The organism is Alcaligenes sp. Lyrl_28 (genome assembly GCF_051948705.1).
In the GTDB taxonomy this organism is placed as follows: Bacteria; Pseudomonadota; Gammaproteobacteria; order Burkholderiales; family Burkholderiaceae_B; genus Alcaligenes; species Alcaligenes ammonioxydans.
Genome location: NZ_JAYJLG010000002.1, coordinates 479,887 through 503,394, shown reverse-complemented (window position 1 = coordinate 503,394; position 23,508 = coordinate 479,887). Strand labels below are relative to the sequence as shown.

The window sequence follows — 23,508 nt, the reverse complement described above, 5'->3', positions numbered from 1 at the left end:
CCATGAAAATCGCCCTGCTGTTTTCCGGGCAAGGCATGCAATACGCGGACATGCTGCCCTGGCTCAAGCCAACCCATCCCTTGCTGCTGCAGATGCAGGATCAGTTACACGTTGCCGATTGGCGCAGCGCCATGCGCGATGCCAATTGGGCGAGCACCAACGCCCATGCCCAGGTCGTCCTGACAGCCTGCGCCTTGGCCGCCTGGCAGCAATTGCAGGAACGCGTCCCTGCCCTGCAGGCGCCCAGCCCTTGTCTGGCTGCCGTGGCTGGCTACAGCATTGGCGAACTGGCAGCTGCATGCGTCGCGGGAGTGCTCTCCAGCAGCGACACAGTCACACTGGCCGGACAACGAGCCGCCCTCATGGATCAGGCCGGGGCCGGACAAGACAGCAGCATGCTGGCGATCAGTGGGGTTTCCATTCGGTCAATTGAACAATGGTGCCAGGCACAAGGCGCTGCCCTGGCCATACGCAATGGTCCCGAGAGCGCCGTCTGTGCGGGGCCACGCGACAAACTTTCGGCCCTGGAAACATTCGCTCAAGAACAGGGGGCGCGTTGCACGCCCTTGGCCGTGACTATTGCATCCCATACCCATTGGATGAGCAGCGCCGCTCACGCCTTTCACGAGCAGCTAAACCAAAGTGGGCTGGCGGCCCCCAATGTGCCTTGGCCAAGCAATGCCGGTGTGTGGGTACACAGCGCGGCAAGTGCGGCCCACGCCTTGGCAGCGCAACTGATGCAGACCGTGCAATGGGATGCCTGCATGGAACAGATTGAAGAACGTCAGCCCGATGTGGTGTTGGAAATCGGCCCAGGGCGCAGCCTGGCGACCCTGTGGAACCAACGCTATCCCGATATCCCTGCACGCTGCGTGGATGAATTCCAAACCCTGGATGGCGTGCAACGCTGGCTGTCCAGATGGGCCTGACTGTCAGTTGCAGCACCAGGTGCACTCCTGCCCTGGCAGACTCGCTGGGGGCTTGAGCTGAGCATCTGGAAGCGGCAGCCCCTCCCTCCTGACCGAGCTCCAGCAAGGCCATCGCGTTCCTATCAAACCGGCTTGTGCCCTTCTTTCTCCAGTTGATTGCGCACAATACGGCACGCCCGCAGCACGCTCAACACATTGGGGCTGCGTTCGCGCGACTTCATGCAAACCAGACCAATCCGCTGCGAATGCCGATACGGCGACTCCAGGCTTAACCACTGGATCTTGTCAGAAAACACCTCTTTGGCACGGGCAGGCAATAGAGAGCATCCCACCCCGCCGCTGATAAGACTCATCAACGAAAAGATGTCACCGGTACGCATCACAATCTCGGGCTCGAACCCGGCCTTGGCCATCATGCGCTGCATATCACGCCCAGTGGCAAAATCATCGCTCAACGATACAAAACGCTCTTTGGAACACCGCGCCAAATCCACGACCGACCCTTGCGCACCGTGCCAGCCCAGCGGCGCGGCAAACATCAGCTCGTCATCAAAGATTGGCAGCAACTCCAGATCAGGCTGGGCCTGCGGAAGTTCGATCAGGGCGGCATCAATATGACCACTGCGCAACTTTTGCAGCAGCTTTTCATTGGAATCCAGCACCAGATCGATCTGCAACAACGGCTTGTGTATCTTCAGCTCCACCAACAGGCGGGGAACGAGCCGGATTGTCAGTGAATACATGGAGCCAATGCGCAGTTGATCCGAGGAGTAGCCCCCGGCCTCACGCGCGGCATCAATACCCTGCTGCAAGGTGCGTATGGTTTCTTTGGCTGCCTCGGCCAGCTCACGGGCGGAGTCCTGAGGTACCAGATTACGCCCCTCCTGCAAGAACAAGGGGCACCGCAAGCCTTCTTCCAAGCTTTTCAATGCCCGATGAACACTGACCGCACTGGTACCCAACTGGTCCGCCGCACGGGAAATCGTGCCAGCCTCCAAAAAGGCCAACAAAACTTCCAAACGTCGTACCGTAATTTTTTCGTCGATCAGAAACATCGTGGGGAGCGATAGGGGTGGCGTTCATGCAAAGCGTACAGTATGGAGGAAGCGCTCTCTGCCTCCAATGCAGGCTAACCCGAAAAAAACCCCCAAGCTGCTGATCGCAAGGCTTGGGGCATTTTTGCTGCTATTTGCAACCACACTAGACGTGGCTGTCCTGACCACTGAAACGGCTCGATATCCGGCCTCGGCGGCCATCCGGCTCAGGCCGCTTTTTTATCGCCGCCCGATTGCACGATTTCCCGTACGGGAACCGGGGTTTGCAAACCAGCTTCATTCAGCACTTGAATCGCGCGACGGAACAAGTGAAAGCGGGTATCCCAGAAGTCAGCGGCACTGATCCAAGCACGCAGATTGACCGTAATGACGCTATCCTTGTACTCCATAACCATCACTTGAGGGGCCGGGTCCTTCAAAACCTTGTCGTTTTCGTCCAGCAGGTTTTGCAGCAACTTCAAGGCCAGATCCAGGTCGTCACCGTACCGGACACCCACACCAAAATCCAGACGACGAGTCGTATTGCGGCTGTAATTGATGATGGGATTGCCCCAGATCAGACTGTTGGGCAACGTAAACTGAATGCCATCGACCTGCTCGAAGCGGGTCAAGAACAAGCCCACTTCCTGTACCGTACCATCCCCTTTGCCCACAACCGACACGAACTCACCCGCACGCAAAGGGCGCAGCATCAACAACATGATGCCAGCGGCAATGTTTTGCAGGGTGTTCTGCAGGGCCAAACCCACTGCCAGGCCAGCCGCACCCAGCACCGCAATAATGCTGGCTGTCTGGACGCCAAAGCGTGCCAGCACCGCAATCAGTACAAAAATACGGATCGTCCAGACCGTGACCGACTGGGCCATAGGCACGATGGTGGGGTCCACACGGGGGGAGCTGGCTGCCATTCGCTTGATGGCCCGGCCGGCAACGGCTGACAGCCACCAGCCAATAATCAGAATCAACAACGCGATCACGACGTTAAGCCCAATCGCGACCACAGCGGGAAATTCTGTCATCCAGACTTGCAATTTTTCCACGTTTCACTCTCCTGAAGAAAATGGCAAAGAACCGAAGGGACTGGCCGCTAAAGGTCAACATTGCTCGTGTGCATCATAGCCTTGAGACTGAGGGGAACCCAAGCTGCTCAAACGCGTGATCTTATCCACGAAAACTGTGGATAGCTCATAGGAAAAACTGGGCAAATCAGAAAAACCGTTCGTAGTATCAGCCACTTAAAACGGGCGGGCAGAAAACGGCCAAATGCCTCAACACCCGCAATCTTATCCCCATAAAATGTGGACAAGTCACAGGATAAACCGTGAATCAGTGCATTTATTTCAATAATTTCAACAACTTAACAAACCCGATCAGAGAATCGACAATTCTTTACCATTTTTTTCCCCGGACCTGGTCCTTCATGCTATCGATCGGCTTATCCACAAAAGATGTGCATAAAAATAGGGAAAACCCCTGTATTAGCCAAAAAACCCATTACAAAACAAAAAGATAGGTAGCCAGGTCAGGGATTCACCATTTGGCTGCTTAGGAGACCGGCACGCGCCACAAAGACGCCAGCCAATGTTGCTCCTGAGGCGGCTTGTCCGTGGGGCGGTAAAAGTGATGGATATACTCAAAACCTGCTTGCTCCAGGCGCTGCGCCCACTGCTCCCAACTGTAGTAACACCCATAGCGCTGTCCATTCCAGCCTTCTTGCCCCTGACCGCGCGGATTGGAAGAAAACAGCACGCCACCGGGTCGCAGACTGTGCCGCAAGCTTATCAGCACAGCCGGTAGCTGCGCACTGGGTATGTGAAATAACACGGCATTGGCAAACACGCCGTCAAACGCGGCGGCAGGCAATTTCAAATCCAGGATATCCTGATGCAGTACCGTCAGACCGGTTTGCTGGCGCGCCATCTCGACAAAGGCCGCGCACCCATCCAGTCCCACAGGTCGGTGACCCATGGCCTGAAATGCCACCAGATCACGGCCGGGTCCACAACCCAGATCCAGAATATCCACCGGCCCGGCTGCGCCGATGGCGGCCAGCAAAGCGTCCCGGTTCTGGCTGACATCATGGTCCCAGGTGCCATCACGGTACGCCTGCGCATGGTCCTGATAATGATTGACGGTGCGACGACTGGTCTCTTTCATCTGAACATCCTTGCCTGTGTTATGGGTTTACTTGACGCTACCTAACGATGGATCGACTATATCCTGAGTCCAATTTGAATCTGATGCCATGAAGCCAAGCTATCCGCTCTCCGTCCTAGACCTGTCCCCTATTGTGCAGGGCTCCACTGCAGCGCTGTCTTTCCGCAGTTCTGCCGATCTTGCCCGCCATGCCGAGCAGTGGGGCTATCACCGTTACTGGCTGGCTGAACACCACGGCATGCCCGGTATCGCCAGCGCCGCTACGGCGGTACTGATCGGCCATATTGCCGGCCAGACCAGCCGCATTCGGGTCGGGGCTGGCGGCATCATGTTGCCCAATCACTCTCCGCTGGTGATCGCCGAACAGTTTGGGACCTTGGCCAGCCTGTACCCGGGCCGGATTGATCTGGGCCTGGGCCGCGCGCCCGGCTCAGACCCCGAAACCGCTCGCGCCTTGCGCCGCAATCTGAGCAGCGACCCGGACCAGTTCCCTCGCGATGTGCTCGAGCTGATGGACTATATGTCTGACGAGCCCCGCAACCGCATCATGGCCGTGCCCGGTCGTGGCCTGAACGTGCCGGTCTGGATTCTGGGCTCCAGCCTGTTTGGTGCTCAGTTGGCGGCCGCGCTGGGTTTGCCCTATGCCTTTGCGTCGCATTTTGCGCCTGCCCAGTTGATGGATGCTATTGAGGTTTACCGCCGTCAGTTCCAGCCGTCGATCCATCTGGAGAAACCGTACATCATGCTGGGCTACAACGTCTTTGCCGCCGACACCGAAGACGAAGCCAAGTTGCTGGCCTCCTCCTGGCAGCAGTCTTTTGTGAACCTGCGCAGCGGTCGTCCGGGCCAGTTGCCGCCGCCCGTGCGTGACTACTACGAGCAATGCAGCCCACCCGCACAGCATCTTCTGGACTCCCTACTCAGCTGTACGGCCATTGGCAATCCGGCGCAAGTGCTTGAACAGATGAAAGGTTTCATCGAACTGACGGGCGCCAACGAGCTGATGATCAACGCCAATATCTTTGACCACAACAAGCGCTTGCGCTCCTACGAGATTGCCGCCCAGTTGCGCGGCAGTCTGGTATGAACCCACGTCATCTCCAAGAGACCGCACTGCGCTACTTTCAGGAAGTGGCGCGCTGTGGCTCTATCTCGCAGGCGGCCAGCAATCTGTATGTCGCCACCTCGGCCATCAGCCGGCAGATCAGCGGGCTGGAAACAAACCTGGGCATGGCCCTGTTCGAACGCCATGCCCGTGGCATGAGCCTGACAGCGGCGGGCGAGCTTTTGCTGGCTCATGCCCGCCGCAGTGCTCTGGACGCCGAGCGCACCCTGCACGATATTGCCGCCCTGCAAGGCCTGCAAACCGGCCTGATACGGATTGCGTCCTCTGAAGGACTGGCCGCTCAGCTCCTGCCTCAATGCATCGCGCAATTCCGTGAAAATCATCAAGGCATACGTTTTCAGCTGGACGTGTTGCCCCCACAACGTATCACCATGCTGCTCCTGAGCGGGCAAATTGATATCGGCATCAAATTTACGCAGACGGCCGAGAAAGATATTAAAACGCTGTTTCGACGCGATGCCCCTGTCATGGCCCTGGCCGTTCCCGGGCACCCGGTCACCCGGACAGAACGCATCAGTCTGAAAAGCCTTCTGGCCCACCCTTTGGCCTTGCCCGGGCCCGACACCACAGTGCGGCAAATGATGGACGTGGCATGCAGCGCGCAAAACCTCAGCCTGGACCCCGTATTCAGCAGCAACCACATGCAGTCTCTGCATCAATTTGCCTTGTCCGGCGCAGGCGTGACCGTGTCGGCTTTGCTCTCGGCGCGTCACCTGATTGAGCAAGGTTTGCTGCAAGCCAGTTTCATCCATGAACGCGGCTTGCTGAACCGTCAAATTGAAGTGCAGGCCCTGGCTGGCCGCCGCTTGCCCTCTATTGTTCGCCGCTTTCTGGATGAGTTGCTGCCACAGCTTGAAATCGCGCCTTAAGGCTTGCCGAAATAGCAACGCTGGCCTGCTTATTTGTTGCTGGTTCGGCATCATCGCCTTTCCTATCATCTCTTGATTGAGGAGATAGCCATGACCCGACCCAGCACCGAACCCTTACCCGCGCCGCGCCGTTCCTGGCGGCGGCTTGTCCAGTCTTTTGCAGGCGCCCTGTTGGCGAGCAGCGCCCTGGTCGCGCACGCCAGTGATTGGCCCGAGCGCCCCATTCGCCTGATTGTGCCTTTCCCCACGGGGGGCGCCACCGATGTCATCAGCCGCCTGATTGCCGAGAGCGCCGCCAAAGAGCTGAACACCAACATTGTGGTGGACAATCGAACGGGCGCAGGCGGGACCATTGGCTCTGGCGAGGTAGCCCGCAGCAAGCCCGATGGCTACACCCTCTTGTTCACCACCAGCAGCACCCACGCGATTGCTCCGCACCTGTACAAGTCCCTGCCCTACGATGCAGAGAAAGACTTCACGCCCATCGCCCACTTGGGCGATGCCGCCAGCGTCTTATTGGTGAACCCGTCCGTACCCGCACAAACGCTGCCAGAGCTGATTGATTACGCCCGCGCCCATCCTGATGAGTTGAACTACGCCAGCAGCGGCAACGGCACGATTGTGCATCTGGGCACCGAAGCCTTCTTGAATCAGGCCAATATCGTCATGTCCCACGTTCCTTACCGTGGCACCGGTCAGGGCATTAACGATATGCTGGGTGGCTCCATCCATGTTTTACTGGATGCGATCCCCACGGGGATGCCCTATGTGAAAAGTGGTCAGTTGCGCGCTCTGGCCGTCACCGGTCCACAGCGCTCGCCGCTGGCTCCCGATTTACCCACCTTTCAGGAGTCGGGGCTGCCGGGCTACGAGTCGGTAACCTGGTTCGGGCTGTATGCACCGGCAGGCCTGCCCGACGACATCCGTGATAAAGCCTATCAAGCTTTTGCACATGCCATTCAGGACCCCAACGTGCGCTCGCGCCTGCAAACCCTAGGCGTGGACCAACCTCGCAGCACCAGCCGGGAAGATTTTATTGCCCTGGTTCGCGAAGACAGCGCACGCTGGCAAAGCCTGATTAAATTGACTGGAATACAGATTCAATGAATACCACTGACAAAGGCATGGACTGGCACAACCCTTACCCGTCCGCCCGCTCTGCCGTACTTGGCCAGAACATGGTCAGCACCTCCCATCCCCTGGCTGCGCAAGCAGGACTGCGCATGTTGCAAGCCGGGGGCAACGCGGTCGATGCGGCTCTGGCTGCCGCCATTACCCTGACCGTGGTGGAACCCACTGGTTGTGGCATAGGCAGTGACGCCTTTGCCATCGTCTGGGACGGCAAAGAACTGCATGGCCTGAACGCTTCCGGACGTTCGCCCCGAGGCTGGTCGCCGGATCGATTCAAAGACCACACGGCCATGCCCGACAAAGGCTGGGAAAGCGTCTCCGTGCCCGGTGCCGTCTCTGCCTGGGCCGAGCTGTCCAGCAAGCTGGGGCGCCTGAGCCTGGAGCAGGTTGCCGCCCCGGCGATTCATTATGCCCGTGACGGCTTTCCTGTCTCACCCGTGATTGCCCGCTTGTGGGAACTGGGCCGTCAACGCCTGGGCGATCAGCCCGGTTTTGCCGAGGCTTTTTTACGCGATGGCAAAGCCCCCGTTGCCGGACAGTGGTACCAGAATCCGGACCAGGCCAACACGCTGGAGCGTATTGCCGCCACCCAGGGTCGGGACTTCTATACCGGCGAGCTGGCCAAACGCATTGCCGACTTTTCCCGCCAGCATGGCGGCGCCATGGACGAACAGGATCTGGCCGAGCACTGTGCCCACTGGTGCGGCACCATCAGCCATCCGTTTGCGCAATCCGTCATTCATGAAATCCCACCGAACGGCCAAGGCCTTGCCGCGCTGATGGCGCTGGGCATCATGGAGCAGGCAGGCATCGGTCAGCAGCCACTGGATCACATTGATACGGTGCATTTGAGCATTGAGGCCATGAAACTGGCCTTTGCCGATCTATACGAACACCACGCAGATCTGGAGCACATGATTCATCATCCAGAGCATTTGCTGGACCCAGCCTATCTGCGCGAGCGTGCTGCCCTGATTCAAATGGACCGGGCAGGGGACCCCAAGCATGGCCTGCCCGGGCCCTCTGGCACAGTCTATGTCACCGCCGCGGACTCCAGCGGCATGATGGTCTCCCTGATCCAGTCCAACTACATGGGTTTTGGGTCCGGCGTAGTCGTGCCAGGTACCGGTATCAGCCTGCAGAACCGAGGCCATGGGTTTAGCCTGCGCCCTGGACACGTGAATCAGGTTGCCGGTGGCAAGCGCCCCTCGCACACCATCATTCCAGCCTTTGCCATGAATGCCGACGGCACGCCACAAATGTCCTTTGGCGTGATGGGCGGCCCCTTCCAGTCCCAAGGCCACATGCAAATGGCCTTACGGGTCTTGCTGTACCGCCAGAATCCGCAAGCCGCAGCCGATGCGCCTCGCTGGCGCGTCACCGGTGGGCGTGGCGTGGCGGTGGAACCCACATTCGATCCCGCTTTGGTTCAGGCTCTGCGTGAACGTGGTCATGAGGTGCTGGTCGAACCAGGCAGTGGTGTCTTTGCCTTTGGCGGTGCGCAGTTGATTCTGCGTCAGGGCAATCACTACGTGGGCGGCTCCGACCCGCGTAAAGACGGCCAAGTGGTGGCCTACTAAGTCCACCTCCCTGCCAGAGCGCGCAACCGCTCTCTGATTGGGGTCTGGATGATCTTATTCAGACCCCAAACCCCGCTTGGTCTTCGTCTCTCATTCGTCAAACCGCAGACCGGAGCAGGGCTACCTGCGTCAAGACCCTATCCCTTCGGCCTCCCACAACACCCCGCAAGGCTCGGCAAGCAGCCACTCACTACCCAAGCGGGCTCACGCACCACCCATCAGAAAAACGTACACCGTGGTCAAGATCTGACACCCCCCGGACACAAAAACTGTGTTTTTATCAGGTTTTCATCCGTGACACAGAATGACTGCTGTACCATCAAAAAATCGCCGCCCTCTTACCCAAAGGGCGGCTTTTCATCTGTCCAAACGGCTCGTCATCCCTGAAGCCGTCCGCTGGAGCCCCTTCGGTGCTGTCATTTTTTGAACGTCGATTAAATCCCTATCCCGAACAGCAGGTCGCCCCGCCCCCAAAAGGATTTTTCCCCTTCATCTGGGCCTGCACGAAACATTCCCGCGCCTGGATTGGCTTGATGACGCTGACCTCGATCGGCTTATCGGCCTACGAGGCCATGCTGTTTGCCCTGCTCAGCTATATCGTGGACTGGCTGCCCTCCATCGAACCGGCCCAGTTCTGGAGCCAGCACGGCAGCACGCTTCTGGGCATTGCCGCCATCCTGCTGAGCAGCGTGGTCCTGATCAGTCTGCATACCGTAGTCATGCATCAGGTGCTGGCCATCAACTTTCCCATGCGCCTGCGCTGGCTGTTTCATAAGCTGATGCTTAACCAGAGCATGTCCTTTTACGCGGACGAATTTGCAGGTCGCATCACGACCAAAATCATGCAAACCGCTCTGGCAGTGCGTGAGACCCTGTTCATGGCTGTGGAAGTGGTCGTGGGCATGAGCGCCTACCTGATCGGCATTTTGATTCTGGCCGGCAGTTTTGACCGTCTGCTGATTCTGCCCTTCCTGTTCTGGCTGGTGGGCTATGCACTGGCCTGTGTGTTTTTTGTACCCCGCCTGGGTAAAGTGGGCGCCGAGCAGGCTGATGCCCGAGCGCTGATGACAGGACGCATCACCGACGCCTACACCAACATCAACACCGTCAAGCTGTTTGCCCATACGCGCCGCGAAGCGGACCATGCCAAAAACGCGATGCGTCGTTTCCAGGAAACCGGCCACGCCCAGATGCGCCTGATCAGCCTGTTTGAGGTGAGCAACCATGTGCTGGCCACCCTCTTGCTGATCAGCTCGGCGGGCCTGGCCCTTTACCTGTGGTCGATAGACCAGTCCAGCGCGGGTGTGGTGGCGGCTGTCATCGCCATGGCTTTGCGCCTTTCGGGGCATTCACACTGGCTCATGTGGGAGCTGACCAACCTGTTCGAGAACGTGGGCACGATTCAGGACGGCATCAATACCTTGACGCAAAAGCCCACGGTGGTAGATGCGCCCGATGCCAAGCCCTTGCGGATCGGGCAAGGCCGAATCGAGTTTCAGGATGTCAGCTTTGCCTACCGCGATAAAAGCCGCCAGGTGATTGACAAGCTCAATCTGGTGATCCAGCCAGGCGAACGGGTAGGCCTGATCGGGCGTTCTGGCGCAGGCAAATCCACCCTGGTCAATCTGCTATTACGGTTTCATGATGTGGACAGCGGCACCATCCGCATTGACGGCCAGGACATCGCCCACGTCACGCAAGACAGCCTGCGGGCCGCCATTGGCATGGTGACGCAGGACACTTCCCTGCTGCACCGTTCCATGCGCGACAACATTTTGTATGGCCGCCCTGAGGCCAGCGACGAGCTCCTGCACAAGGCGGTAGAACGTGCAGCCGCGGCCGACTTCATCTCGCTGCTGCATGACCGTGAAGGTCGTCAGGGTCTGGACGCCCATGTAGGCGAACGCGGTGTGAAACTGTCCGGTGGCCAGCGGCAGCGCGTCGCCATTGCCCGGGTCATGCTCAAAGACGCACCCATCCTGTTACTGGATGAAGCCACCAGCGCCCTGGATTCCGAGGTAGAAGCGGCGATTCAGGAAAGCCTCAATACCCTGATGCACGGCAAGACGGTGATCGCCATTGCCCACCGCCTGTCTACCATTGCGGCGCTGGACCGACTGATCGTGCTGGATCAGGGTCGCATCATCGAACAGGGCAGCCACCAGGAGCTGCTGCAAAAGGGAGGCCTGTACGCTCGTTTGTGGACACATCAAAGCGGAGGGTTTCTGGGGGAGAGTCGCCAGCAGGATGATTAAAAGGTGTCACTTGCTTGCAAAAAAAAACTGACGTTACATCGTTGTCCCATTAGAATTTCGAAATATCAAACTTCGCCGTACTTGCGGCGAAGTTTTTTTTCAACTTAATCCGCCCCTACGAAGAACAAGATTATGTTTTTAGTCTTCCCCGATTCGGCAGCAATTGCAGCACACCTGAGCACCCGCCTTCAGGACATTATCCGTCAGGACCCGCAAGCGACGCTGGGTCTGGCCACCGGGGGAACGATGGAGCCCATTTATGCACGTTTCGTACAGGATGTACGCACCAACGGGCTGGATGTGTCGGGTATCAGCAGCTTCAATCTGGATGAATATGTAGGCCTGTCTGCGACGCACGAGCAAAGCTACGCTTACTACATGCGCCAGCACCTGTTTGACCAACTGCCTTTTGATGCGACACGTCTGCATCTGCCCAATGGCCTGGCCACCGAACTGGAACAGCACTGCCAGCAATACTCCGCAGCGATTGCTGCCAGCGGCGGCGTTGCCTTGCAACTGCTGGGCGTAGGCACCAACGGTCATATCGGTTTTAACGAGCCGGGCACGCCGTTTGACAGCCACACCCATGTGGTGGCCCTGTCCGAGCGGACCCGTATCGACAACAGCCGTTTTTTTGACTCCATGGACGAAGTGCCGGCCTCGGCCATCACCATGGGGATTGCCGATATTCTGAGCGCCCGTGAAATTGCCCTGGTAGTGACGGGCGAGCACAAGGCGCGCACCATGCTCAATTACCAGCAAGGCGGCATCACACCCGAACTGCCTTTCACCGCCTTGAAGCAACACGCCAACACCCATATCCTGCTCGACGAGGCGGCAGCCAGCCTGTTAGACCCCAGCCTGTGCCACCGTCCCCTGATCAGCCAGGCCGCCTGAGCCAGCTTGCCACCCCCCGCCCAGCGCTCGAAAGAGCGCGGCGCGGGACTGCAACCGCGATTGCAGCAAGCTGACGCGCACATCCTGAGCGGCGTACAAGGTACGCTGCGCATCCAGTAAAGACAGCAAGGTTTCCGAGCCGGAGCGATAACGTGCTTCGGCCAGTTGAAACGCCAGCTTGGCTTGCTCCCACTCCCGTTCCATGGTCTGTGCCTGGGCATCCAGGCTCTGCAGCTGTGCCAGCACACCCTCGACCTCCATATAGGCCTGCACAATGGTCTGGCGATACTGTGCCAGCCATTCCTGTAAACGGGCCTCGTTCAAATCCTTGTCTGCCTGCAGTCGACCAGCATTGAAGATGGGAGCCACCAGCCCGCTGATCAGACTGTAGACCGGATGGCGCACGCTTTCTTCCCAATGATTAGCCGATGCTCCTGCCCGGGCCCCCAAGGTCAGGCTGGGGAACATGGCAGCGCGAGCCACCTGCACATCGGCATGAGCCGCCGACAACTGGGCCTCCATACGCGCAATATCTGGGCGTTGCGATAGCAACTGTGAAGGCAAACCCGCCTCCAGCTCTGGCACCTGCAAATTGGCAATGTCTTCCTGCGGCTCGGGCAGGATTTCAGTACGACCCAACAAAGTCGCCAACTCCACCCGCGTGCGAATCGCCTGTTCTTCAATCACCAACCATTTGCGCTGTTGCACAGCCAGCAACTGACGCTGCTGTGCCAGCTCCAAAGGAGATGCCGCCCCTGCCTGCAAGCGGGCTTCCAGCAAACGTAACAAGCGTTGTGCAACAGCCAGGTTTTGTCGCGCAATTGCCGCCCGCTGTTTATCGCCCAAGGCTTGCAGGCTTAAATGCACCACCTGCGCCTGCACGCTGACACGCAGCACATCCAGCTCGTAGTTCGCCGCCTGAGCCAGGAATACAGCGCTGTCGGCCTGGGCCCGATGGCGCCCCCACACATCGAGTTCATAACTCATGAATACACCAGTCACATAGTGCGAGCGGGACTCACCATGAGACGAAGAAACCGGCGCCTCTCGTTGCGCAGACAGATTGCCCTGCAATTCCGGCAGCAAACTGGCTCCAGTAATGCGTGCCTGGGCTTGCGCCTGCAAGATCCGGGCCTGGGCCCGACGCAGCAGCGCCACATCCTTCAAGGCTTCCTGCATCAGGCTGTTCAAGGCGGGGCTGTTATAGGCGCGCCACCACTGCAGCTCTACCTGAGCCGGTACAGGGCTGGGTGTCGCCTTGGCCTGCTGTTGATACGCCTGGGGCAGCGTCGGTGGGGTTTTGTCCAGGTCGGAGGACAAGGAGCTGCAAGCCTGCAGTACAAGCGTGCTCATGACCCCTGCTATCCATCGGTAATGAGCCATGTCTACTCTCCAGCCAAAGCCTGCACGGGGTCCAGCGCTGCCGCCGTGCGTGCTGGCATATAACCAAACACCATGCCCGTCACCACGGCGCAGCCAAAGGCGCCCAAGGCCGCCCGCAAGGAAAACACCACATCCACCCCTCCAACGATCAAGCCAATGCCCACAACTGCACCTGCCAGCACGCCCAGGCAACCGCCTGTAATCGTCAACAGAACCGCCTCGGTCAAGAACTGGCGCAGGATGTCGCTTTGTCGCGCACCCGTTGCCATACGTATACCAATTTCCCGCGTACGCTCACGCACCGTCATCAACATCACATTCATGACACCAATGCCGCCCACCAACAAAGACACCGCGGCAATCAAACCCAGCATCATGCTCATGGCCTGCCGCGTGGAAGCCTCGGCCTGCAACCGCGCAGCTGCATTGCCAATCGAAAAGTCTTCTCGCCCGCCATGACGTTGGATCAGCAGTTGACGCATGCACTGTTCCGCTTCCAGAACAGTGGAACTGTCCTGCGCATCAATCACCACATAATCAGGCTGCGTCTGGGCCTGATACACCCGTGCCCGGGCCGCCTGATAAGGTACAAAAACCATATCGTCATAGTCCTGCGCCCCCGAATCCGCCCCGCGCTCCTGCATCACACCGATCACCTCAAAAGGCGAATTGCCGATCAGCAACTGCTGACCTAAAGGGTGTTTGACATGGGGAAAAAATTGCTGGGCCGCGCGATGCCCCAACACCACCAGAGGCGCCAGATCACGGTCCTCGGCATCGGTGTAGTAACGGCCCTGGGCCAGTTCCCAACGGTGAATGGCCGGCATGGTTTCATTGGCGGCAAACACATACACTTGCCGGTCCACACTGCCACGCCGCACGGTAATCGGGTCCCCGATCACCGGCATCACGCGTCGTATCAGAGGCAGCTCTCCAATCGCTTCCAGATCCTCCTGCGTCAGTTGCCCTTTGGGCAGCCCATGGGGTGGAGAGGAACTGCTCAGGTACATGATGGTGGTGCCCATCGTCCCCATCTGATCCATCACCCTTTGACGTGCACCCTCGCCCACCGCCAGCATGACAATGACCGAGGCCACCCCAATAATCACACCCAGTAAAGTCAGAGCAGTGCGATGCCGGTTAAGGAACATGCTACGCAAGGCACTGCGTGCAGCGTCCTTGATTTCCGAGAGCCAGGGTGAGCGGCGATGTTGCGGCTCCCTTAAAGACTGCCTGGCCTTCGAGGGGGCCGCTGCATCGGGGCGACTATCAGACAGGATACGACCATCACGGATCTCGATGACCCGGTCCGCCATCGCGGCCACTTTCTGGTCGTGCGTAATCAGAATGATGGTATGCCCGGAATCGGACAGCTCACGCAACAGTGCCATTACCTCCGCACCGCTAGCCGAGTCCAGCGCACCCGTAGGCTCGTCAGCCAGAATGACCCGGCCGCCATTCATCAGGGCACGAGCGATGGAGACGCGCTGCTGCTGACCGCCGGACAACTGGTTAGGCCGGTTATCCAGCTTGTCCACCAAGCCCAGACTGCTCAACAAACGCGCGGCACGTTCAGCGCGGCTGGCCTCGTCCATACCCGCATAAATTGCGGGCATCTGCACATTTTCACAGGCCGTTTCGGTCGGGATCAGGTGATAGCCCTGAAACACAAATCCAAAGGTTTCCCGTCGCAAGGCGGCCAGTTCGTCCGGGCCTAGCTGCGCCACATTCCGGCCCTCAAACAGATACGTGCCGCTGCTGGGTTTGTCCAGGCAACCAAGCAGATTCATCAGGGTCGACTTGCCCGAGCCCGAAGCACCGACAATCGCCACAAAGTCGCCTGGTTCAATGCGAAAGCTGACATCGAACAGAACCTGCACAGCCGGTTTGGTGCTGGGAGAGCCACCGTAAATACGGCAGATATCGCGCAACTCAATCAAGGCAGGTGCGGCCTCTACCATTGCAACCACCGCCAGCCACGCTCGGCCGCGACCACGGCCAACACAATCTGCTCACCTTGGGCCAGCCCCTCCAGAACCTGCACCTGATGTCGATTGCGCACCCCCAGGCTGACCGGCTTTTCCTGCAGCTTGCCCTGCTCCAGCACAGGCACTGTAAAGGCGTCTGGACCACGCTGCAGGTCAGGCCGCAAGGCCGCCGCGGGCACCAGCAAAGCCTGGTCGGCACGAGCAATTTCAAACAGCACCTGCGCCGTCATCTGTGGCATCAATTCGCCGTCCGCATTGTCCACATCAAACACCACTGTATACATGATGGCCTGCGTCGCGGCAGGCGTGGCCGCCGTCGTTTCTTCCTGGGTGCTGCCTTCAGGCGCTGGCATGATCTGGCGCACAGTGGCCTGCCAATGGCGCACCTGGGGCTCACTCTGTTCGCCCAAGGTGGTGAACGTAACCGCCATACCAGGTTTGATACGGCGTATATCCGCCTCGGACACGCTGGTCCAGACTGTCATCGTGCTCAAATCAGCGATGCGTAGGATGGTGGGAGTCTGATACGTGGCGTTCAAGGTCTGGCCTTCACGGGCCTGCACACCAATCACGGTGCCACTCATGGGCGCGTAAATGCGCGTGTAGCCCAATCGCGCCTCGTCGGCTTTCAGCGTGGCCTGGGTCTGCTCCATCTGCGCCCGCACATGAGCCACACGGGCCTGCGCGCTTGCCAGGTTCGCCTGAGCAATCTGTATATCTTCCTGACGGCTGGCCTGCTGACGCTCCAGCTGACGCTGACGTGTCAACTGCTGGCGTGCCAACAAAAGCTGGGCCTGTTGCTCAGCCAACTGGGCGCGAAATGCCGCCAACGAAGCGCGGCCTGCATCGACTGTGGCCTGCTGTACGCTGGGGTCAATTTCCACCAGCAACTGGCCCTGCTCAACCTGATCGCCCGGAGCCACCGGCAATACGGTAATCTGACCCGAGACCTGCGCACCGACATCCACATAGCGACGGGGCTTTAAGGTGCCCACCGCCGCGACGGTGGCACGAATATCACCTTGTTTCACAGACACCGTTTCAAACCGCGCTGACGAACGCCCCGCCTGCGCTGCCAGCGCACCGAGCGCCAGCAGCGCCACCAGGGCGAACGCCCAGCGGCGCCTCACTGCTTTGGACTTCATCACCGTCCCCTTTAAAACCGGAGATCCAGACCGGCCCGGATCGCGCGTGGCGAACCGTAAACAGCGGTATTGACGGTCGTCAGATAATGCTTGTCAAAGACATTGTTCACATTCAGATAGGCGCTGACCTGCTTGTTCACCGTGTAGCGGGCCATCAAGTCAAAAACCGCCACACTGGGAAGGTCCAGACGTTGCTTCAAGGGACCTGCCTGTTCCTCATACACACCACTTTGCCAACGCAGTCCGCCCCCTACCGTCAGGCCCTGTCCCACCGAGGGCAGGTGATACGTGGTGTACAACTTGAAGGTGTTTTGCGGCACACCGGTTAGCAATGCCTTGCCATCGCGGTCCTGAGCAAGAACACGGGTAAAACTGGCCGATGCTTGCCATTGCGGGCTGAGCTGCCCGGTGGCCTCCAACTCCACCCCCCGGGTCAAAGCGCCCGATACCGCTTCATAGGCGGCATCTCCACTGGGCCCATATACGCCGGGAATCACCACGGCAAAGTTTTCCTGACGAGTACGGAACAAGGCCAGGCCCAGACTCAGTTGTTCATCCAGATAACTTCCCTTAAGCCCTACTTCCATGCTGTTGCCAGTGCGCGGGTCCAGATAATTGCCATCCGCGTCGCGATACTCCTGGGGCTTGAAAATATTGGTGTAGCTGCCATACACCGACCAGTGATCGGACAAGTCATAGACCAGCCCAAGGTAGGGGGTGAACTGGTCGTTGGCGGTACGCACTGTCTCGGTGCGTTTGCCACTGGCGTAAGACAAGGAGTTCTTGTAGAGCGACCAACTGGTCATGCGGCCACCGAGCAAGACGGCCAGATTGTCGCTGGGCTTGAGACGGACGGTGGCATAAGCGCTGTTGATCTTTTCCACCGAACGCGTCTGGCCGGTGGCGGGATTGGCGGGTTCCGAGGGGAAGCGACCGTCCCAGTTAAAAATATCCTGAACGCTGGCATTCCAGTCCCTGTGCCACCACAGGGTATAGCTTGGCGCCAGATCCCGGGTACGTGAGCTGGTCAGCCCGACCACGGCCTCATGCTCGCGCCCGAGCAATTGGAACGGCCCGCTGGCACTGATATCCAGACTGGTCTGCACGGGTTCACCCGACCAGCGCCCCGCCCACAAGCCAACACCCGCTCCCGTATAACGATCTGGAAAGCCCTGCGAGGCATAGCCCAGTACCTCGTCGTAGCGCGTCTCGGAGCGATCCAGGACGCCTTTTAAGGTCCAGTCATTATCAAAACGATGCTCCAAGGAAGCAAACAAGCGTTGATTGCGACGCGACGAATAGGCCCATCTGGCTGCGCCGGATGTAGAACGGTCCCAGTCGATCAGACCTCCATCAGAATAGAAAAGAGGCAGGCCTCGTCCGGCATGATTCGTACTCTTGTGCTTCTGAAAGGTGTATCCCAGACTGAACAAGGTCGATGGCGTCAGATCCGCCTCAAAAATACCGTAAAAGATCTGCTTTTTTTCGTGCAGACGATCAATAAAGGAATGGTTATCCTGCCAGGCAGCCACGGTACGCAAACGCATGCTGCCGGACTCATTTAAGGGAGTGGACAGATCCGCTTCGCCCCGGTAGTAATCCCAGGCCCCCCCTTCCAGTTTGGCCCTGAACTGAAAATCCTGCGTCGGACGCTTGCGCATCATGTTCAGGGTAGCGCCCGGCTCACCCACACCATTCATCAAGCCACTGGCCCCGCGCAGAACTTCGACCCGGTCATAGAGCACCATGTCATTGCTTTGAAACAGCGAACGATAGCCACTGTAGGTCTGGCTCATGCCATCGACCATGTAGTTCTCAACCACAAAGCCACGCGCGTAAATCATGCTGCTGTCCGAGCCAGAGTTACCGCCTGCGACATAAACCAGCCCCGGGGTCTGGGCGGCCACATCAGCCAACTGGGTAAGCCCTTGATCATCCATGCGCTGTCGAGTCATCACACTGACGGACTGTGGAGTTTCGCGCAAAGACAGGTTCAGGCGGGTAGACGTGCTATTGGAATCGGCCAGGTAAGATTCAGAACCTTCAGTGACCCCGGGCGCCAATCGTTTGCCCTGTACCCGAATAGCGGCCAGCTCCTGGGCCTGTTCGCTGTTGCTGGTGGTCGGTGGCAAAGGCGTGACACTGATAATTACAGCCGAGCCACTGGGCGATGCCAGCAGGCCAGTGCCTGCCAGCGCTTGCTCCAGTGCTTCATTCAAGGAGACCCTGCCTTGCAAGGCAGGCGCCGCCCGCCCGGCAGCCAACGTGGCATCCAATAAAATCGCCACGTCCCACTGATGCGCCAGGGTATTGATGGTGGCGCTCAAGGGCTGGGCAGGCACGGCTAGTGTACGACTGTCCAGCATGATGGCCGCCGCCCCGCGAGCCTGCGCCCACACGGGGGTCCCCGGAGCACTTAAGGCCATCCCGGCCAGGCCAGCGGCCACATAAACAGAACGAACACAGTCGCCGCAACGGCGTAAAAGGGATTTCATGGCAAGAGGTCCTTGTAGAGGCTTTGCATGTGTAGACGAGCGAGAGCCTCTTTACCGGACAATTATTTTTTCAGGGACACCTGCCAAGCCCCTTTTGCATCACGCTGGACCTGCACCGGCAATATTCCCGGCAAACTATCCAGAAAAGCCCGCGGATCGCGCAAACGGAAACTGCCAGTCACCCGCAGCTCATGCAGGCGCGGATCATCAGCCAGATTGAGCGCCGGGGACAAATAGTCGTTCCACTGGGCAGCCACCTTGTCCAGTGGGGTCTGATCAAAAACCAGCCAGCCCAGACGCCAGGCGCCGACCTGCTCCGGATTGACTGCCACTCTTGTCGCGGGTGTATCAGCATCCAGACGCAAGGCCTGGCCAGCCTGCAGATCGATTCGTTGGTCACGCTCACGATGGGGGAAAAACGTCACCTGCCCGCGTGCCACGGCCACCTGCAACGCATGAGGACTGACCCGGACAGAAAACGCCGTGCCCACGACGCGTACCCGCCCTTGAGGGGTCTCTACCCAAAAGGGGCGTGTGGGGTCTTTACTCACCGACACATACATCATCCCTTCCATTAACTGCACTTGGCGTACTGTACGCATCATGCGCACTTCCAGTCGGGTGTGGGGAGCCAGAGACAGGCGGGAGCCATCATGCAGATCGTATTCACGCTGCTCGCCATGGCCGGTCTGCAACGCCAATACTTGCAACGCCTGCTGCCAATACCACTGGGCTCCTGTACCTGCCGCCAGGCCAATGCCGAGCACGCCTAGCATGGCCAATACCCGCCGCCGTGCAGGCTTGCTCTCCCGGTATGGGCCGGGCAGGGCCACGCGGTCTTGCAGGCCCTGGCCCTGCGTGCTCTCCCACGCTCGCAGCGCCAGATCTGCAGCGGCTGCATGATCGGCACTGAGCGTACGCCACCGCTCAAACTGCGTCTTGGCCGCGTGCGCCGTGGCCTCATCACCCCCGTGCTGGCGAGCCAGCAATAGCAGGGCTTGCTCCAGGCGCGCTCGCGCAATTCGATCCGGTGCCGCCATGAAAAAATCTCACTACGCGTTGGCCAGGTCCAGACAGTCCATCACCGCCCGTACCACATGTTTTTCAATTGACGCCAAAGACAGGCCCAAATGGCTGGCCGCCTCCTGATGGCTAAAACCATAAATGCGCACCAGAACGAATACCTCGCGCCGTTTGCGGGGCATGACCCCCAATCGAGACAATAGGGCCTGAAGCTGCTGGCGCACCTGCACCAGATACTCCGTGCTGGGAGCCTCCCTGGCCGTCATCATGGTCAAGGTATCGAGCATGACCTGTTCCGCCTGCCGACGCCTGGCGCCATCAATCACAATATTCTTGCCAGCACGAAACAGCAAAGCACGCAAATTGCGGGCTGGGCGCGCTGGCGACACCCCGGCAAACACACGGGCATAGCTTTCCTGCACCACCTCTCGTGCCGCCTCCCGGTCATTGAGAAAGCGGGCAAAGAAATTGACCAACTCGGAATAGTGCCGTGCGTCCATCGAACGTTGAAAACCACCCCCCAGCGCGCAACGAACACAAACAGACCGGTCACTGACTGCAGAAATGGAGACTATTATTTTGAATGAGAATGAATTCTATTACCGTTTTCGAGCCATTGGCAAGCGTAGATGTCAGTACGCGGGACTAATTCAGCACGCTCCCTCCCCCCCTCTTGACCGCCCTCGCTACAATATCCACTCAGCCGCCTTCTGGGCGGCCTTGTTGTTGAATTCCCTGACCTGTACTGCGCTATGACTTCTGCTGCCGATCTGTCCGCCCACACGCCCATGATGCGCCAATACCTTCAGCTCAAAGCGGAGGCTGGTTCACATCTGTTGTTCTACCGGATGGGAGACTTCTATGAGATGTTCTACGCCGATGCCGAGCGCGGCGCGCGTTTGCTGAATCTGACGCTGACCAAGCGGGGTTCCTCCAACGGCGAACCGATTCCCATGGCTGGCGTGCCTTTTCACGCCATGGAAGGTTATCTGGCGCGTTTGGTGGCATTGGGTGAGTCGGTCGCGATTTGTGAGCAAGTAGGCGATCCGGCCACCAGCAAAGGCCCCGTCGAGCGCAAGATCATGCGTGTTGTCACGCCCGGAACACTGACGGACGATGCCTTGCTGCCCCCCAAGGCAGACCGCCTGATCGCCGCTTGCACTCGCATGAAGGTGCAACGTCAGGAAATGGTCGGGCTGGCCTGGATGAATCTGGCCAGCGGCGAATTTCTGGTCAGCCAGTGTGAGCCCGATATGCTGGACACCGAGCTCAACCGTATCGGCCCCGTTGAGCTGGTCTATCCCGAATCCCAGCGTCCTGCTCCCGAACTTCCCCAGGCCAGTTGCCATAGTTTGCCCGACTGGCATTTTGCCGCCGACGGCTCGCGCGAGACCTTGCTCGATCATTTTGATCTGGACTCTCTGGCCAGTTTTGGCCTGGACGATCTGCCTGCGGCGACAGCTGCCGCCGGTGCATTGCTACGCTATGTCGGCAGCACACAATCCCAGTCCCTGGTGCATATCACGGCTATCCGCGTGCAGCACAGCTCGGACTTTCTGGTACTGGACGCGGTCACCCGCAAAAATCTGGAAATCACCGAAACCATCAGCGGCGAAACCAGCCCCACTCTCTTCTCGACGCTGGATCATTGTCAGACTCCTATGGGCAGTCGCTTGCTGCGCCGTTGGCTGCATCACCCCTTGCGTTTGAACCAGACGGTTCAACAACGCCAGGACGTGGTGTCCCTATTTTTCCAGACCCAGCAAAGCGCCAGTCTGAATGCGGGCGACCCCTTGGGCGCCTTGCGCCAGGCACTGCGTCGCTTCCCTGACCTTGAGCGGATTGCGACCCGTATATCGCTACGTAGCGTACGTCCCCGAGAACTGGCCAGCCTGCGGGATGCACTGGCCACGCTGCCCGAGCTGCGTCAGGAGCTGGAACATAATTTTGCCCAGTCCGAGCACTTGCATCGACATTTGCTCAGCCTGGCCCTGGACCCGGAACTGGCCCGTCTGCTGCAGGCCGCTATCGCCGCCGAGCCCGCTTTGCTGATACGCGATGGTGGGGTCATTGCGGATGGCTATGATCCTGACCTGGACGAACTGCGCAGCCTGGCCAGCGACAGCGGTGATGTCCTCTTGAAAATCGAGGCCCGCGAACGCGAGCGTACCGGGATTGCCACGCTGCGTGTTGAGTACAACCGCGTACATGGCTTCTTTATCGAGGTCAGCCGCGGTCAGGCCGATAAGGTTCCCGATGATTACCGGCGCCGCCAGACTCTGAAAAATGCCGAGCGTTTCATCACGCCCGAGCTGAAAGAATGGGAAGACAAGGTCCTGTCGGCCAAGGACCGCAGCCTGAGCCGCGAAAAACTCCTTTTCGATGAACTGCTGGACAAGCTGCAAAGCTATGCCGGCCCGCTGGCCCTATGCTCGAGCGCGCTGGCCGAGCTGGACACCCTGTCCTCTCTGGCGCTTCATGCCCTGGACCATAACTGGGTCGCCCCGGAGCTAAGCGAACAAGCGGGTATCTGGATTGAGGCAGGCCGCCATCCGGTGGTGGAACACACTATTGAGCGCTTCACGCCCAATCATTGCGAAATGCATGCGCAACGCCGCATGCTTTTGATTACCGGCCCGAACATGGGGGGCAAGTCCACCTATATGCGTCAGGTTGCCCTGATTGCCCTGCTGGCCCGCATCGGCAGCTTTGTCCCGGCAAGCCGGGCCCGTATCGGCCAGATAGACCGCATCTTCACCCGTATCGGTGCCGCCGACGATCTGGCCGGCGGCCGTTCCACCTTCATGATGGAGATGACGGAAGCGGCCGCGATTCTGGCTGGCGCCACCCCCCACAGCCTGGTGCTGATGGATGAAATTGGTCGAGGCACTTCCACCTATGACGGACTAGCCCTGGCTTGGTCCATCGCGCATCGCCTGCTCAGCCACAACCAGGCGCTGACCCTGTTTGCCACGCACTATTTCGAGATTACCCGCCTGCCCAACGAGCTGCCTGCCGCTGCCAACGTGCACTTGGCCGCCGCGGAATCCGCTTCCGGCATCGTGTTCTTGCATGAGGTCCAGGAAGGACCGGCCAGCCGCAGCTACGGGATTCAGGTTGCACAGCGTGCTGGCATTCCCTCTGCAGTTATACGCCAGGCCAGCCGCGAGCTAAGCCGCCTGGAAGCGCAAAACGATCCTAGTGCACAACTGGATTTGTTCAATGCGGGCAGCGCTCCGGAAGCCACGGTCGCCGAGCCTGACCCGACTACAGAAAAAGCACTGGACTTGCTCGATCAGTTCAAGCAACTGGATGTCGATGACCTGAGCGCACGCGATGCCCTGGATCTGCTGTATCGCTGGAAAAAAGAGATGAAGGCGGCTGGTTAAACAGTCCAGAAGGGAGCCCAAGAAGCTCCCTTTTTTATGCAGTTTTCCGAGGGCCGTTGGCGAGCAGATCGACAATCAATCATTCT

At 59.1% G+C, this 23,508-nt stretch carries 17 protein-coding genes; 8 read left to right on the top strand and 9 right to left on the bottom strand.

The window, feature by feature from the left end:
- Nucleotides 1-2 precede the first annotated feature (2 nt).
- A complete protein-coding gene (locus VF694_RS06890; RefSeq protein WP_003802674.1) occupies nt 3-929 on the top strand; it encodes an acyltransferase domain-containing protein in 927 nt (308 codons plus the stop codon).
- Nucleotides 930-1,051: 122 nt separating this feature from the next.
- On the opposite strand, the gene VF694_RS06885 is transcribed toward VF694_RS06890, so the two are convergent.
- From VF694_RS06885 to VF694_RS06875, 3 genes are all read right to left on the bottom strand, one after another.
- Nucleotides 1,052-1,984 (bottom strand): LysR substrate-binding domain-containing protein, encoded by a 933-nt coding sequence (locus VF694_RS06885; protein WP_003802676.1) that lies wholly within the window; start codon nt 1,982-1,984, stop codon nt 1,052-1,054.
- A gap of 206 nt (nt 1,985-2,190) precedes the next feature.
- Nucleotides 2,191-3,003 (bottom strand): mechanosensitive ion channel family protein, encoded by an 813-nt coding sequence (locus VF694_RS06880; protein WP_039943581.1) that lies wholly within the window; start codon nt 3,001-3,003, stop codon nt 2,191-2,193.
- A gap of 526 nt (nt 3,004-3,529) precedes the next feature.
- Nucleotides 3,530-4,141 carry a class I SAM-dependent methyltransferase gene (locus tag VF694_RS06875; protein ID WP_440163985.1) on the bottom strand — a complete coding sequence of 204 codons (612 nt, stop codon included), beginning with the start codon at nt 4,139-4,141 and terminating at the stop codon, nt 3,530-3,532.
- Between the two features lie 88 nt (nt 4,142-4,229).
- Here VF694_RS06875 and VF694_RS06870 point away from each other — a divergent pair, with 88 nt between their 5' ends.
- From VF694_RS06870 to VF694_RS06845, 6 genes are all read left to right on the top strand, one after another.
- Nucleotides 4,230-5,228: an LLM class flavin-dependent oxidoreductase gene (locus VF694_RS06870; RefSeq protein WP_003802682.1), complete on the top strand. Its 999-nt coding sequence runs from the start codon at nt 4,230-4,232 to the stop codon at nt 5,226-5,228.
- Nucleotides 5,225-6,136: a LysR substrate-binding domain-containing protein gene (locus VF694_RS06865; RefSeq protein ID WP_301606898.1), complete on the top strand. Its 912-nt coding sequence runs from the start codon at nt 5,225-5,227 to the stop codon at nt 6,134-6,136. The genes VF694_RS06870 and VF694_RS06865 overlap by 4 nt, the downstream gene beginning before the upstream one ends.
- Nucleotides 6,137-6,226: 90 nt before the next feature.
- Entirely contained in the window at nt 6,227-7,243 is a 1,017-nt protein-coding gene (locus VF694_RS06860) for a Bug family tripartite tricarboxylate transporter substrate binding protein (RefSeq protein ID WP_059318742.1), read from the top strand.
- Complete coding sequence (locus tag VF694_RS06855) at nt 7,240-8,847, top strand: gamma-glutamyltransferase family protein (RefSeq protein ID WP_003802688.1); 1,608 nt, start codon at nt 7,240-7,242, stop codon at nt 8,845-8,847. The genes VF694_RS06860 and VF694_RS06855 overlap by 4 nt, the downstream gene beginning before the upstream one ends.
- 410 nt (nt 8,848-9,257) lie before the next feature.
- Nucleotides 9,258-11,102 carry an ABC transporter ATP-binding protein gene (locus tag VF694_RS06850; RefSeq protein ID WP_440163982.1) on the top strand — a complete coding sequence of 615 codons (1,845 nt, stop codon included), beginning with the start codon at nt 9,258-9,260 and terminating at the stop codon, nt 11,100-11,102.
- A 132-nt stretch (nt 11,103-11,234) separates the two neighbouring features.
- Nucleotides 11,235-11,999 (top strand): glucosamine-6-phosphate deaminase, encoded by a 765-nt coding sequence (locus VF694_RS06845; protein ID WP_003802691.1) that lies wholly within the window; start codon nt 11,235-11,237, stop codon nt 11,997-11,999.
- Here VF694_RS06845 and VF694_RS06840 read toward each other — a convergent pair.
- The 6 genes from VF694_RS06840 to VF694_RS06815 form a co-directional block, all read right to left on the bottom strand.
- Nucleotides 11,952-13,352 (bottom strand): efflux transporter outer membrane subunit, encoded by a 1,401-nt coding sequence (locus VF694_RS06840; protein WP_440163979.1) that lies wholly within the window; start codon nt 13,350-13,352, stop codon nt 11,952-11,954. The genes VF694_RS06845 and VF694_RS06840 overlap by 48 nt on opposite strands.
- Nucleotides 13,353-13,384: 32 nt before the next feature.
- On the bottom strand, nt 13,385-15,343 hold the full coding sequence (locus tag VF694_RS06835; protein WP_440163978.1) for an ABC transporter permease: 1,959 nt from the start codon (nt 15,341-15,343) through the stop codon (nt 13,385-13,387).
- Entirely contained in the window at nt 15,337-16,515 is a 1,179-nt protein-coding gene (locus VF694_RS06830; protein WP_440163977.1) for an efflux RND transporter periplasmic adaptor subunit, read from the bottom strand. The genes VF694_RS06835 and VF694_RS06830 overlap by 7 nt, the downstream gene beginning before the upstream one ends.
- An 11-nt stretch (nt 16,516-16,526) precedes the next feature.
- Nucleotides 16,527-19,010, bottom strand: coding sequence for a TonB-dependent siderophore receptor (locus VF694_RS06825; RefSeq protein ID WP_440163975.1), 2,484 nt, complete (start codon nt 19,008-19,010; stop codon nt 16,527-16,529).
- Between the two features lie 62 nt (nt 19,011-19,072).
- Nucleotides 19,073-20,050 carry a FecR family protein gene (locus tag VF694_RS06820; RefSeq protein WP_003802700.1) on the bottom strand — a complete coding sequence of 326 codons (978 nt, stop codon included), beginning with the start codon at nt 20,048-20,050 and terminating at the stop codon, nt 19,073-19,075.
- 12 nt (nt 20,051-20,062) lie between these two features.
- Complete coding sequence (locus tag VF694_RS06815) at nt 20,063-20,533, bottom strand: RNA polymerase sigma factor (protein ID WP_003802702.1); 471 nt, start codon at nt 20,531-20,533, stop codon at nt 20,063-20,065.
- Nucleotides 20,534-20,785: 252 nt separating this feature from the next.
- Between VF694_RS06815 and mutS the strand changes: the two genes are divergently transcribed.
- Nucleotides 20,786-23,422 (top strand): DNA mismatch repair protein MutS, encoded by a 2,637-nt coding sequence (mutS, locus tag VF694_RS06810; protein ID WP_440163974.1) that lies wholly within the window; start codon nt 20,786-20,788, stop codon nt 23,420-23,422.
- Nucleotides 23,423-23,508: the final 86 nt, after the last annotated feature.

Bases quoted from the DNA above. Each gene is read 5' to 3' on its own strand.
- VF694_RS06820 (WP_003802700.1), bottom strand. From the start codon at position 20,050: ATGGCGGCACCGGATCGAATTGCGCGAGCGCGCCTGGAGCAAGCCCTG.
- VF694_RS06885 (WP_003802676.1), bottom strand. From the start codon at position 1,984: ATGTTTCTGATCGACGAAAAAATTACGGTACGACGTTTGGAAGTTTTG.
- VF694_RS06825 (WP_440163975.1), bottom strand. From the start codon at position 19,010: ATGAAATCCCTTTTACGCCGTTGCGGCGACTGTGTTCGTTCTGTTTAT.
- VF694_RS06845 (WP_003802691.1), top strand. From the start codon at position 11,235: ATGTTTTTAGTCTTCCCCGATTCGGCAGCAATTGCAGCACACCTGAGC.
- VF694_RS06870 (WP_003802682.1), top strand. From the start codon at position 4,230: ATGAAGCCAAGCTATCCGCTCTCCGTCCTAGACCTGTCCCCTATTGTG.
- VF694_RS06830 (WP_440163977.1), bottom strand. From the start codon at position 16,515: ATGAAGTCCAAAGCAGTGAGGCGCCGCTGGGCGTTCGCCCTGGTGGCG.
- VF694_RS06865 (WP_301606898.1), top strand. From the start codon at position 5,225: ATGAACCCACGTCATCTCCAAGAGACCGCACTGCGCTACTTTCAGGAA.
- VF694_RS06855 (WP_003802688.1), top strand. From the start codon at position 7,240: ATGAATACCACTGACAAAGGCATGGACTGGCACAACCCTTACCCGTCC.
- VF694_RS06880 (WP_039943581.1), bottom strand. From the start codon at position 3,003: ATGACAGAATTTCCCGCTGTGGTCGCGATTGGGCTTAACGTCGTGATC.
- VF694_RS06890 (WP_003802674.1), top strand. From the start codon at position 3: ATGAAAATCGCCCTGCTGTTTTCCGGGCAAGGCATGCAATACGCGGAC.
- mutS (WP_440163974.1), top strand. From the start codon at position 20,786: ATGACTTCTGCTGCCGATCTGTCCGCCCACACGCCCATGATGCGCCAA.
- VF694_RS06875 (WP_440163985.1), bottom strand. From the start codon at position 4,141: ATGAAAGAGACCAGTCGTCGCACCGTCAATCATTATCAGGACCATGCG.
- VF694_RS06835 (WP_440163978.1), bottom strand. From the start codon at position 15,343: ATGGTAGAGGCCGCACCTGCCTTGATTGAGTTGCGCGATATCTGCCGT.
- VF694_RS06860 (WP_059318742.1), top strand. From the start codon at position 6,227: ATGACCCGACCCAGCACCGAACCCTTACCCGCGCCGCGCCGTTCCTGG.
- VF694_RS06815 (WP_003802702.1), bottom strand. From the start codon at position 20,533: ATGGACGCACGGCACTATTCCGAGTTGGTCAATTTCTTTGCCCGCTTT.
- VF694_RS06840 (WP_440163979.1), bottom strand. From the start codon at position 13,352: ATGAGCACGCTTGTACTGCAGGCTTGCAGCTCCTTGTCCTCCGACCTG.